The following is a 12840-nucleotide window of genomic DNA, read 5'->3' on the forward strand; positions in this document are numbered from 1 at the left end:
GAAACAGCTAGAAATAGCAACGGCAGGAAACCTGAGCTTTCCTGCCGTTATAAAGACTAAAGCTGCTAAACAAGCTAATTACTTACGAATACCTTCAACCGCTAACTCCATCTGTACAGTTGCAGATGCTGGGCCTAAATCAGTATTAATTGCAAAATCCTTTAATGTCAAAGTCGTAGTACCGGCAAAGCCTGCGCGGTAACCACCCCAAGGATCTTTACCCTCACCTGTTGTTTCTGCTGCAATAACAATAGCTTTAGTTACACCATTTAAGGTTAAGTTGCCATGTAGATCGAAGGTTTTATTGCCCTTAGGTACAACCTTAGTGCTAACAAATGAAGCTTTAGGGTGCTTACTTACGTTTAAAAAATCAGAGCTACGTAAATGCTTATCACGCTCAGCATGGTTTGAGTCTACGCTGCTTGTATCTATAGTTAGCTTAATTTTAGAATCGGCTAATTTGTCTGCATCATAGCTAAAGTCGCCAGAGAAAGTGTTAAAACGGCCATATAACCAGCTGTAACCTAAGTGACTAATTTTAAATTGAACAAAAGCATGAGCGCCTTCGGTATCAATAACGTAATCAGCCGCTTGTGCTGGTACTGCCATCATTGCGGCCATAGATGCCGCTAATAATAATTTTTTCATTTTAATATTCCTGTTATTAAAGTTTAAATCCAAACATACGTTTAAGCGTATGGTCTTTATCAATTAGATGATGTTTTATTGCAGCTAAACCGTGTAATACTGCCATGGTAATTAATCCGTAAGCAGTATATTCATGAACAAGGCCAGCAATATCAGCTTGATTAGCAAATAAAGCTCCTGCTGCTGGTACATCAAACCAGTCGAATACAGTAATAGCTCTGCCATCTTCTGTTGAAATTAAATAACCACTTATTACTAGTATTACTAAGCCTAAGTACAATAATAAATGTGCTAAGCCAGCCAGTTTTGTTTCCCAAGGTTTATGGGTTGCAATCGCTTTAGGCGGTGGGCTGATAAAACGCCAACTAATACGCACTAACAACACTATAGCTAATAAGATCCCGACACTTTTATGCCAATAAGGCGCAGTACGATACCACTGGCTATAGTAGCTTAAATCAACCATCCAAAAACCTAGGGCAAATAAAGCAAAAACGGCTAAAGCCATTAACCAATGTATTACTACACTAATTAAACCGTAATGTGATGAACCATTTTTTAGCATAATCTGCTCCTTTCAAACCAATGATACACTAATCTAATATAATGAACATTTCATAATTCCCGATTAATCATTCTATTAAAAAGAATGATTGCTGGCATTAATAGCAAAAATAACAATAAAAAAGCCAGCTAAATGCTGGCTTAAAATACTTATATGACCTGTTAATAACTCTGATTATTCAAGTTTGCCATCTCGAATATGTTTTTCGCCCCGCTGTTTAGCAAGTTCAACTTGACGTTGCCGCTCAGCAAAAGAAGCTTTTTGCTCTTCAGTCGTTTTATCATGACAGTGTGGGCAGCTTAAGCCTTTAACATAATGTTCAGAGGCCATTTCGTCTTTAGAAAGCGGCATACGGCACGCATAGCATTGATCATAACTGCCCTGCTCTAAGCCATGCTTTACGGCAACTCGCTGATCAAATACAAAGCATTCACCTTGCCATAAGCTTTGCTCTTCTGGCATTTCTTCTAAATATTTTAAGATACCACCTTCTAAGTGATAAACGTCATCAAAACCTTGCTCTTTTAAAAAAGCAGTCGATTTTTCGCAGCGAATACCACCGGTACAAAACATCGCCACTTTTTTATGCTTAGTTTTATCAAGGTTTTCTTCTGCCCACTTTGGAAACTCACGAAAAGTAGTCGTATTAGGATTGACCGCGTTTTTAAAAGTACCAATACTAACTTCATAGTCATTTCGGGTATCAATTAGAATTGTATCAGGATCACTAATTAACTGATTCCACTCTTCGCCTTTAACATAGGTACCGACTATATGAGCTGGATTTATACCTTCAACACCCATAGTCACAATTTCTTTTTTTAGTTTAACTTTAGTACGATAAAATGCAGGCTCTTGAGCTGTAGACTCTTTATAACTTAAATTAACAAAACGTTCTTGGTTAGCAAACCAAGTTTTAATAGCATCAATATCAGCCCGTTTACCACAAATAGTACCATTAATACCCTCTTCGGCTAATAATAAGGTACCTTTTACGTTGTGTTGAACCATCAGTTGGTAAATAGTTTCGCGTAACTCAACATAATCAGGCAAACGAACAAATTTATACAGTGCTGCGACAATATACATACTTAACCTCTTGCAAAGCTGGATCGTAAATCCAGGGCAATTAAAATCGCGGCTATTATAACTTGCAACGAGCTGATGGCAAGTCTAGTGGCTATTAGCTAGCTAAAAACAAGCTCACTTAGGTAAAGCTACTAATAATTAAATGGATTGCCAGCGCCAGTAGCAATAGTCCCATAGCACGATCAAACCAATAACCTTTGGCTAAAAGAAAATTGCGTACTTTTGATCGAGTTAAAATAACAGACAAAAAGCTAAACCAAGCTGCTGTCGCCAAAGCCATATATAAGCCGTATATTAGTTTGTATTCAAAAGGTGTACTAGCAGATATAACCACAGCAAACAGCGATAGAAAGAATAAGGTTGCTTTAGGATTTAAACCATTGGTAATAAAACCTGCAATAAAGGCCTTTTTAAGTGAAAGACTAGCCTGGTTTAATCCGTGATCGGTTGCAATGTTATTTATATTATCAGTAGCTGTAGCTCTAAGCGCTTGGATACCAATATAAGCAAGATAAACAGCAGCAATTAAGCTAAGTAAACGAAATAACCAAGGGGTCGTTTTAATAAGGACGCCTATACCAATTAATGAATAAGCTACATGCAACAATATAGCGCAACCAATACCAATACTTGCGGCTAATGCTACTTTTATACCGTAGCGAACGGCATAGCGTAATACTATGGCAAAATCAGGCCCTGGGCTAGCTACCGCCATTAAGTGCACGCTAGCTATAATAAAAAATTCTGGCCAAAAACTCATGAGCACACTCTAGAATAGGCTTACTAAAATTGCAGCACCATTTCGGCTGCACTACATTGGCATAATTTATCACACATTGGACAAGTGTAACCGATAGTTTCAGACAAGTGTCGCCAACGCTCAGGATGAATAGCTAAAATAGTCCCACCTGCTCGAGTAAAATAGCGCTCGGCTGAGTTCCCCGGACTTTGCCGCCAAATATGCGCTAAGCCCGCTTTTGCACCTTGCTGCTTTAGTGCTACTGTTGATGCTTGCAACATTCTACTACCTATACCTTGGCCGCGTTCTGCCGCAGATACCGCTACAGATTTAAAATAAGCCATCGTTGCAAGTTCGACTGGCCATAAATTTTGGCTACACCATCTATCAGTTTGCCATTGCCCAGGGGCAAAACTGATACGATAACCAACTACTTTATGTCGTGAATTTAGGGCAACAAAACTAGCATTAATTCCATTTTTTATCCCCTGTAATTGCATTTGCACTAAAGCATCATAATTTAGATACTTTTCGCCATGAACTCGATTTGCTAGCTCAATAACGGCTAAAAAGTGCTGCGATTCAAGTTGTTTAATTTGTACTATTTTATCCAAACACAACCTCTTGCTGCTTAAAATTTAAGCAGTCTTGATTAATAAACCGTCATTTTAAATTAACGCACTTAATTTTTCGCTAAAATAGATGAAAAGACATAAATATGCGATAGACATCAAAGTGATATTCCAATATTGTAATAAAAAAGATAATTAATACCACTAAATGTTAATTGCATTGCACTAAGGAGTTAGGTGTGAGAAATATAAATAAGTATCATAAAATTGCATTGGCAGTAAAGTTAGGCTTAGCGGCATCATTATCGCTAGCAGCAAATACAGCATTAGCGCAAGAAACAAGCTCAGAGCTAACGGCTAAAAAAGAACAGAGTATTGAAAAAATTGCTGTTGTAGGCAGTCGTTCTACTCCTCGCTCAGTAAGTGACTCGCCAGTACCTATAGATATTATTGGAGGTGATGAGCTGGTTAAAAATGGCAATAGTGATATGCTAAATTTAATCAGTACTACAGTGCCATCATTAAACGTACATACCCAACCTATCAGTGATACCGGCTCATTAATTCGGCCTATTAACTTACGCGGATTATCATCAGACAGTACCTTAATATTATTAAATGGTAAGCGTCGGCATCGTGCTTCTGTTATTTCATTTTTAGGTGGCGGCATTAATGATGGTGCCCAAGGGCCAGATATTTCGGTTATTCCAGGTATTGCAATGAAACAAGTGGAAATACTTCGGGATGGTGCTGCTGCTCAATATGGTTCTGATGCTATTGCCGGTGTTATTAACTTTGTTTTAAAAGATGCTGCTGATGGTGGCTCTATTGAAGTTAAGAAAGGTCAATACTATGCTGGTGACGGTGATTCTACAGAAATCTCAGCCAACATTGGCATGCCACTTACCCAAAATGGCTTTGTTAATGCCAGCGTACAGTATAAAAACGTTGATCCTACTAGCCGCAGTGTACAGCGCGACGATGCCCAAGCGCTAATAGATAATGGCAATAATTTTGTTGCGCCTTTAACTCAAGTCTGGGGCTCACCAGAAGTAAAAGATGATATTAGTATTTTTGTTAATGCCGGCCTTGATTTAGATAATGGCGGCCAAGCTTATATGTTTGGTAACTATTCTGAACGCGATGTTCGTGGCGGTTTTTACTACCGTAACCCACACACCCGCGGTCAAGTATTTTCTAATGATGGTGGCGAAACACTGCAAGTTGTTGATACTACAGGTAGTGGTGGCTGTAACAATGTGTCTTTAGCTGGCAGCCATGATGATATAACAGCAAGAGTGAATGCTTTACCTGACAATTGCTTTACCTTTTTCTCTATGTTTCCAGGTGGCTTTACGCCTAACCTAGGCGGAAATATAACTGATACTTCATTAGCTATAGGTGCTAAAGGCGAGTTTAAGAATAGTTTTATGCAAGGTATTCTATACGACTTTAGTGGTGTAGTTGGCCGCAGCGAGTCAAGCTTTAAACTGTTTAACTCTGTTAATGCTTCATTAGGCCCTAATACACCTACTAACTTTGATACGGGTAAATATATTCAATTAGAAAAAACCTTCACCGCAGATTTTGTGAAATTCTTACCTGTGGGCTTGCATGAAGATTTAACTATTGCTTTTGGTACGCAATGGACAGAAGAAAGCTTTGAAATTGTGGCTGGAGATCAAGCTTCTTGGCAAGTTGGGCCTTATGTAGAGCAAGGTTTAAGTAACGGCTCGAACGGTTTCCCAGGGTTTCAACCACAAAATGCGGGGGTATCTAGTCGTCGTAACTATGCCGCTTATATAGATATAGAAGCAGAATTCACCGAGAATTTACTGGGCGCTTTAGCGGTACGCTTTGAAGATTACGATAGTTTTGGTACTACAACTAACTATAAACTTACTGGTCAATACCGTCTTAATGATGATTGGTCATTACGTGCCTCTACTAGTACAGGCTTTAGAGCCCCGACTGTAGGTCAGGCTAACGTCAGTAACGTCCGGACAGAAGCTAGCCAAGGTATTTTATATGATGTAGGTGTTTTACCTCCAACTAACCCTGTGGCGATATTAAAAGGCGCTAAAGAGCTAACCCCTGAAGAGTCAACTAGTTATGCTTTTGGGGTTGTCTATGCAGATAATGGTTTCTTCTTGACTGCAGATTACTATTTAATTGATGTTGATGGCCGTATTAGTCAATCAGATGCATTTGAAGTTACACCAGCAGAAATTGCCGCTTTAAAGGCAGCTGGCGTACAAGGAATTGACTCATTAACCAGTATTACTTACTTAACTAATGATTTTGATACCCGTACTCAAGGTGTCGACCTTGTCGCTAGTTACGCAATGGATATGCTAGGTGGCCGCAGTAGCTTTGCTTTAGCTTATAACTGGAATGATACTGAAGTGACACGCTTTACTGATATTACCGGTGACTTTAGGGTATCGCGGTTAGAAAATGACTTACCTAAACATCGTGCAACCTTAACTTGGTCTCAAAACTGGGATTCTTGGTCAATGTTTTTACGGTCTAATTTCTACGGTACCTATCAAGGTGTAGCTGCCGATGATGAAGCTCGCACGCTTGATGCTAGTGCAAAAGTAACCTTTGATGCCGAAGTGAGTTATTACATAAATGATAATTTTGCTGTTTCTTTAGGTGCGCAAAATTTATTTAATAATAATGCAGAAAAGTTACCAGATGCGTGGCAAAAAGAGCTAGGTGCAAAATACTTTGAAACCTCTCCAATGGGCATTAATGGTGGTTACTGGTACTTAAAAGGTAGCTATAAGTTTTAAGTAAGCTTTTGCTAGCTTATTTAAGTAAACAAATAAAAAAAGTCACCACTTAATTGTTGGTGACTTTTTTATTGGTAGGCCTTTTATAATGCAGATAGTAAAAGTTGTAACGGGTGTTTAGGTTTATCCCCTACTAACCTTTTCACTTGGCTTCGACAAGAAAAGCCTGTAACAGCAAGTTGATTAACACCATATTTTTCAACAGGCGCCCGCCAGCTTAAGTCAAATAGCGCTTTGCTGTTATCTAAGTTTTGCGCTTCATGGCCATAGGTTCCCGCCATACCGCAACAGCCTACACTTACTGGCTGTAAACTTAAGCCTATGCGACTAAAAATATCTTGCCAGGCTTTTTCTGTGGTTGGTAACGCAGTTTTCTCGGTACAATGCGCTAATAAGGCATAGTCTTTATTGTGCGCCACTTTAGGTAAATCCTGTTTAACTAACCACTCATGCAGCAGCTGGACAGTAAAATCACCACGGCTATCGGTCAGGGCTTTGTTATATTCATCACGATAAACTAGCACTAAAGAAGCGTCTAAGCCCAGCATAGGTATAGCTAACTGATGTAGCTGATTTAAAAACTGCGCCGCATTTTTAGCTGTGTTAGCAAAGTCACGCAAAAAACCTTTAACGTGCTGTGGTTTACCATTTGGTATAAAGGGGAGCAATACCGGATTAAAGCCAAGCTTGTCTAATAAACGTAGCGCATCTTCAACTAATTCTGCTTCATAAAAACTAGTAAAAGGATCTTGTACTAGCAACACCGTTTTCTGCCGTTGCTGCTCGTCTAATTGTTGCAGTTGCTGTAAATTAAATTGATAGTCTTTTTTAACCCGCTGAGCCAAGCTAGGCACAGAAAGCAAAGGCGTATCAACATAACCGACACTGCGTTTTAATAAAGCTGCTGTTAGATCCCGCTTTAAGACAAAGTTGACCAGTCTAGGCGCCTTAGCTAATAAAGGTGCTGTGCGTTCAATATTACCTACGATATAGTCTTTTGCCGGTCGTAAATATCGGCTGTGATAAAGCTGTAAAAAACGTGCTCTAAATGACGGCACATCCACTTTAATTGGGCATTGCCCAGCACAAGCTTTACAAGCCAAACACCCTTCCATCGCTTCCATAACTTCATGTGAAAAGTCTTCTTCACCATTGCGCTTAGCTAAGGTGTTTTTAAACCGTGCCCATAAGTCTTTAATGCTACTGTTATTAGCTTGTAACTGCGCTTCTTTTGCTAAAACATCGACACCTTGTAACTCAGTTAAGCGTAGCCACTCACGCATTAGCCCTGCCCGTCCCTTAGGACTATGCCGGCGATCTTTAGTAATTTTACTCGACGGACACATAGGTGAGCTGGCTTCATAATTAAAACATAAACCATTACCGTTACAGTCTAGGCTGCTACTAAAGCTATCTTTTACGGTAATAGGAATTTGTCTATCGAAGTAGGCACGTTTTTGGCCATCTACGCTGACTAATTGATCTGCGCTTTGGTATGGCGTACAAATTTTGCCAGGATTCAAACGGTTATTGGCATCAAAAGCGGCTTTAATTTTACGCAGTTCAGTAAATAATGTTTCACCAAAAAAAGCAGGTCCATATTCACTACGGTAGCCTTTGCCATGCTCCCCCCACATTAAACCGCCATATTTTGCGGTAAGAGCAACCACTTGATCAGAGATAGTACGCATCAATTGCTCTTGCTCTGGATCACATAAATCTAATGCAGGCCTAACGTGTAATACGCCAGCATCAACATGACCAAACATGCCGTATTGTAAGCCATGTGCATCGAGTAAACTGCGAAATTCTTGAATAAAATCAGCTAAGTTTTCTGGTGGGACAGCAGTATCTTCAGCAAAGGCAATGGGTTTTTGCCGTCCTTGGGTATTGCCTAATAAGCCCACCGCTTTTTTACGCATAGCATAAATGTGATTAATCGCTTGGTTATCATAAGTAACTTGATAGCCAATAATACCATCTTGCTTAGTGGCCACAGCGGTATCTAAGCGTTGGCTAAGCTTAGCAATTTTTTGCTCTATATCCTGTTGGCTTTCACTATTGAACTCAACCATATTTAAGCCCAGCATCTCGCTATCGGCAACATCGGTTATATAGTCTTTTACTTGATGCCAAATAATATCGGCGCGGGCAAGGTTGAGAACTTTACTATCAACAGTTTCCACCGAAGTCGCTTCTGCTTGCACTAAAAATGGCGCATTACGCAAAGCGCTATTAAAACTATCATACTTAACGTTTACCAAGCACTTATGCTTAGCGATAGGTGTAATATTTAATTTAGCTTCAACCACAAAGCCAAGCGAGCCTTCAGAGCCGGTAATAACCCGAGATAAGTCAAATTGGCTTAAATCATCGTTAAACACATTCTCTAAATCATAGCCAGTTAAAAACCGATTTAAGCGTGGGAAAGTTTCTAGTATTTGCTGCCGGTTATCCCGGCAGCTGCGTAGCACCTGACGGTATAAGCGACCAATGGTATTTTCTTGTTCAGCTAAGGCTTCAGCTTGTTCAGTTGGCATGGCATAGCTAGATAACACTTGGCCATCAATTAAAACCGTTTTAAGTGCTAAAACATGGTTGCTGGTTTTACCATAAACTAAAGAGCCCTGGCCTGAAGCATCAGTGTTAATCATACCGCCTATGGTGGCGCGATTTGAGGTAGATAAGTCTGGTGCAAAGAAAAAGCCATAAGGCTTTAAAAAAGCATTCAGTTGGTCTTTAATAACACCCGCCTGAACTTTAACCCAGCGCTCTTCAACATTAATTTCTAAAATGTTGCGCATATGGCGAGAAATATCTACCACCACATGCTCAGTTAAAGACTGGCCATTAGTGCCAGTACCACCGCCGCGTGGGCTAAATTTAATATGCGAAAATGTAGAGGTTTGACCAAGCGAAGATAATATAACTAAATCTTCAGTTGTTCTGGGTAACAATACCGCTTGCGGTAATACTTGATAAACACTGTTATCGGTCGCCACAGCTAACCGACTAGCATAGGTGGTTTCAATATCACCGGAAAACCCAGCGGCTTTTAAGGCCTGGGTATAGGCAACAACACTGGCATCTAGTGCCTGTTCTGGTACAAGCTTAGGGATCATAGACTACTGACACTCAACTAAAAGTGACAGTAGTATAACATTAACTGCTGTGGATTTAAGCGTTATCTGGACGGTGGGTAAGTTGAATACCACGTAAAAAATAACGCAAAACTTGATCATGACATTCACGGTAGTGTTTATGATCTACTCGGCGAAAAAAAGCACTTAATTCATGTTTACCTAATTTAAAATCTGACTTTTCTAGTAAAGATAAAATATCATCGTCTTTTAAATCAAAGGCAATTTTTAGCTTACGAAAAATAATATTGTGATTGAGCTTAGTTTCTGGCTGCGGAATAGTGTCATCTTTCTTGCCACGACGCAGGATAATTAAGCTATTTAGAAAACTAGCCATCATCACATCAGAAATTGGTTGATAGCCGGGCTCTTCTTCTTTAACTAACCAGTCAATAACTTGCTGTTTGCTGACTAAAATTCCGGTTAAAGCGAAGATATCAACCATAGCTTGGTTGTTAATGTTTAAACTATAACGCAGGCTGCGTAACACATCATTATTGGTCAAGAGTAAAATCCTGTAACAAGAAAAAGAAAATTTAAAATATTCACTTTAGGCTTATTTTAAATAGATATTATTTAGGGCAAATGGCCAAGTTTATCGGCCTTTGTCGCTAAATAGCGTTGATTATAGCTCGATGTTTTTACTCGATGTTGCACTCTTTCAACAACATTAATACCAGCTTCGGTTAATTTGCTAACCTTTCTTGGATTATTGGTCAATAAGCGAATTTTTTGCACACCTAATTGTTTTAACATATCTGCAGCAACATCATACTCACGCAAATCAGGTAAAAAACCTAATATTTCATTAGCCTCGACAGTGTCTAAGCCTTTATCTTGCTCAGCATAAGCACGAATCTTATTAATTAAACCAATACCTCGGCCCTCTTGGCGCAAATATAAAATTACACCACGACCTTCAGTAGCAATTTTTTGCATAGCTGCCTCTAATTGAGGTCCACAGTCACAGCGTAAGCTAAATAAGGCATCACCGGTTAAGCACTCAGAGTGAACTCTGGCTAATACAGCAGGCTCTGTAGTGATGTCACCTAAAGTTAAAGCAACATGTTCTTTACCATTATCAGCTATAAAGCCATGCAAACGAAATTCAGCAAAAGGCGTAGGCAACACCGTTGCCGTAACAAGTTTAGTAGTCATTAATTTTGTCTCGGTGTAGCTAATTAACAGCGGTTGTTACACTTACTGTGTTAGCAATTGGCAGTAGTGCATGCAACTAACTTAGCTACAGTGTTTTTAGTTGCGCTATTGTACCAGAAACTGCCATGGCTTAAGGTAAATTTTGCCTGTTATTATACAGAACAAAAAAAGGCATTGATATATTATAACAATGCCTTTTAATTCTAAAGATACCTGTTTAACTTGCAGCAGCTTGGTCTTTATTGGGTTGTAATGATTGCTCTAGCGCGTCAGACCCTTTAGCTTCAAGTAATGCGTGTGCCGAGATTAAACTAATAAGCTCAACATCATTCGGAATCGTATTATTAGTGTTACCTGTAATAACATGTAACTTTTTATCCTTGATATAAATTAAGGGTAAAGCCCCATCACCATAGCGTTTAACAAAATGTTCAAAAGTAAAGTTCTCTGTAATGTTAGTAGTTTTGATTACAGCTCCTCGCGCCACCATACTAGAGAGCTTGGCATAAGACATATGTTCACCAAATAAACTTAACCGTTTAACATAAGTTTCAGACATTTGATGCCTAGCGCTTGCCGCTTCAGCACTATTTAAGCCAAATACTTTATCTACGCCATAAATATCTTGGAAATGAAAGCTAACCAAAGGGTTCATTTGCCGATAAGGTGAAATAATAAAGACCCGGCCAACACCGGTTAAATCTAGGTAATTTTCAGCATGCTCTGAAGCAGGGTTACCAAAGTATACAGGTATACTATCCATACGAGCCAAGCGAATATTATCCCAGTTGCTATCTGCTAGTACGACTCTAAATTGACGAGCAAGTAACACTTTAGCTAATTCGCGGGCAAACTTTGAGGCGCCAAAAATTAAAATACCATGGTTAGAACCTGCAGCAACATTAAGTCTTCTGGCCCAAGTGCCAGCAGTTAAACTTTGGATCACTACAGTGCCAATAATAATTAAGAAGACTAAAGGCACAATTTGCGCCACGCCTTCATAGCCTAAAGCTTCAAGTTTAATAGCAAATAATGAAGAGACAGCCGCAGCGACAATACCCCGTGGCGCTACCCAACTTAAAAACCACTTTTCATTACTTTTTAAAGAGGTGCCAATGGCAGAAAACCAAATACTAACCGGCCTTGCAATAAACATAACTACGACTAGTACCACTAAACCGCCCCAACCTAAACTCAGCATAGCGCTAGAGTCTAGACGTGCCGCCAGTAAAATAAATAAGGCTGAAATAAGCAGAACAGTTAATGTTTCTTTAAACTCTAAAATCTCGCCAATATCGACACCACGCATATTGGTTAGCCAAATGCCCATTACCGTAACTGTTAATAAGCCGCTTTCTTCTTGTAGTAAATTAGAGCCAACAAAAACACCTAACATAATAGTTAACACGGCAGTATTTTGTAAGTAATGGGGTAATAAGTTTCGGCGTAAAACAATGCCCACTAAGTAACCACTTATGGCGCCTATCCCTAAGCCTATTGATAGCATTAAACCTAAAGCAGTTAGTATATGGCTGGTTGGATCAGAAGCTACCGCAATATACTCAAACACTAAAACAGCAAAAAGCGCCCCTAGTGGATCAATAACAATACCTTCCCAGCGTAAAATGCTGGCTAATTTTGCAGTTGGCCTTACTGTTCTAAGCATAGGTACTATTACAGTTGGCCCTGTCACACATATTAAGGCACCAAATAACAAGGCAATTTCCCAACTAAAGCCAATAAAATAATGAGAGGCTACAGCGCAAATACCCCAAGTGGTTATAGCTCCTATCGAGACTAAATTGGTCACCATACGACCATGATCTTTAATTTCTTTAAAGTTAAGCGTTAGCGCACCTTCAAATAAAATAACAGCAACACCTAATGAAATAATTGGGAACAATAAGTCGCCAAATAAAGCATCAGGATCTAAAACATTAAAAGCAGGACCTAATAACAATCCTGCTATTAATAAAGGCAAAATGGCTGGTAAACGAAGCTTCCAACCTAACCATTGGCAAAAAAGAGATAAAATGCCTAATAAAGCTAAAGTGGCAGTGATTTTTTCCATGAAGTTCCTTTAAAACTAATAGAAAGCACAACTTAAATTATTTTGTAGAGGAATAAGCTG

At 39.3% G+C, this 12840-nt stretch carries 10 protein-coding genes; 1 reads left to right on the plus strand and 9 read right to left on the minus strand.

Going from position 1 to position 12840, the window contains the following annotated elements; translation table 11 throughout:
- Positions 1-78: 78 nt before the first annotated feature.
- The 5 genes from RDV63_RS09140 to RDV63_RS09160 form a co-directional block, all read right to left on the minus strand.
- Positions 79-648 (minus strand): YceI family protein, encoded by a 570-nt coding sequence (locus RDV63_RS09140; RefSeq protein WP_313909193.1) that lies wholly within the window; start codon positions 646-648, stop codon positions 79-81.
- A gap of 16 nt (positions 649-664) precedes the next feature.
- A complete protein-coding gene (locus RDV63_RS09145; protein ID WP_313910399.1) occupies positions 665-1216 on the minus strand; it encodes a cytochrome b in 552 nt (183 codons plus the stop codon).
- 171 nt (positions 1217-1387) lie between these two features.
- The gene (locus RDV63_RS09150) at positions 1388-2302 is read right to left on the minus strand and encodes a rhodanese-related sulfurtransferase (RefSeq protein WP_313909194.1); all 915 of its coding nucleotides are present in this window, start codon (positions 2300-2302) and stop codon (positions 1388-1390) included.
- 118 nt (positions 2303-2420) lie between these two features.
- Entirely contained in the window at positions 2421-3062 is a 642-nt protein-coding gene (locus tag RDV63_RS09155; protein ID WP_313909195.1) for a LysE family translocator, read from the minus strand.
- 23 nt (positions 3063-3085) lie between these two features.
- Positions 3086-3655, minus strand: a complete 570-nt coding sequence (locus RDV63_RS09160; RefSeq protein ID WP_313909196.1) for a GNAT family N-acetyltransferase — start codon at positions 3653-3655, stop codon at positions 3086-3088.
- Between the two features lie 197 nt (positions 3656-3852).
- On the opposite strand from RDV63_RS09160, the gene RDV63_RS09165 reads away from it, so the two are divergent.
- Entirely contained in the window at positions 3853-6411 is a 2559-nt protein-coding gene (locus RDV63_RS09165) for a TonB-dependent receptor plug domain-containing protein (RefSeq protein ID WP_313909197.1), read from the plus strand.
- 83 nt (positions 6412-6494) lie between these two features.
- On the opposite strand, the gene RDV63_RS09170 is transcribed toward RDV63_RS09165, so the two are convergent.
- From RDV63_RS09170 to RDV63_RS09185, 4 genes are all read right to left on the minus strand, one after another.
- Positions 6495-9533: an FAD-binding and (Fe-S)-binding domain-containing protein gene (locus RDV63_RS09170; RefSeq protein ID WP_313909198.1), complete on the minus strand. Its 3039-nt coding sequence runs from the start codon at positions 9531-9533 to the stop codon at positions 6495-6497.
- 55 nt (positions 9534-9588) lie between these two features.
- Positions 9589-10056, minus strand: a complete 468-nt coding sequence (locus RDV63_RS09175; RefSeq protein ID WP_313909199.1) for a DUF1456 family protein — start codon at positions 10054-10056, stop codon at positions 9589-9591.
- A gap of 71 nt (positions 10057-10127) precedes the next feature.
- Positions 10128-10709, minus strand: coding sequence for a GTP cyclohydrolase II (gene ribA / locus RDV63_RS09180; RefSeq protein WP_313909200.1), 582 nt, complete (start codon positions 10707-10709; stop codon positions 10128-10130).
- Positions 10710-10926: 217 nt separating this feature from the next.
- Complete coding sequence (locus tag RDV63_RS09185) at positions 10927-12780, minus strand: sodium:proton antiporter (RefSeq protein ID WP_313909201.1); 1854 nt, start codon at positions 12778-12780, stop codon at positions 10927-10929.
- Positions 12781-12840 lie beyond the last annotated feature (60 nt).

This window comes from Rheinheimera sp. MMS21-TC3 (assembly GCF_032229285.1).
Lineage (GTDB): Bacteria > Pseudomonadota > Gammaproteobacteria > Enterobacterales > Alteromonadaceae > Alishewanella.

What these genes read in the sequence shown, in the direction of transcription:
- RDV63_RS09140 (WP_313909193.1), bottom strand. Translation starts at nt 648, where the DNA reads ATGAAAAAATTATTATTAGCGGCATCTATGGCCGCAATGATGGCAGTA.
- RDV63_RS09150 (WP_313909194.1), bottom strand. Translation starts at nt 2,302, where the DNA reads ATGTATATTGTCGCAGCACTGTATAAATTTGTTCGTTTGCCTGATTAT.
- RDV63_RS09155 (WP_313909195.1), bottom strand. Translation starts at nt 3,062, where the DNA reads ATGAGTTTTTGGCCAGAATTTTTTATTATAGCTAGCGTGCACTTAATG.
- RDV63_RS09170 (WP_313909198.1), bottom strand. Translation starts at nt 9,533, where the DNA reads ATGATCCCTAAGCTTGTACCAGAACAGGCACTAGATGCCAGTGTTGTT.
- ribA (WP_313909200.1), bottom strand. Translation starts at nt 10,709, where the DNA reads ATGACTACTAAACTTGTTACGGCAACGGTGTTGCCTACGCCTTTTGCT.
- RDV63_RS09185 (WP_313909201.1), bottom strand. Translation starts at nt 12,780, where the DNA reads ATGGAAAAAATCACTGCCACTTTAGCTTTATTAGGCATTTTATCTCTT.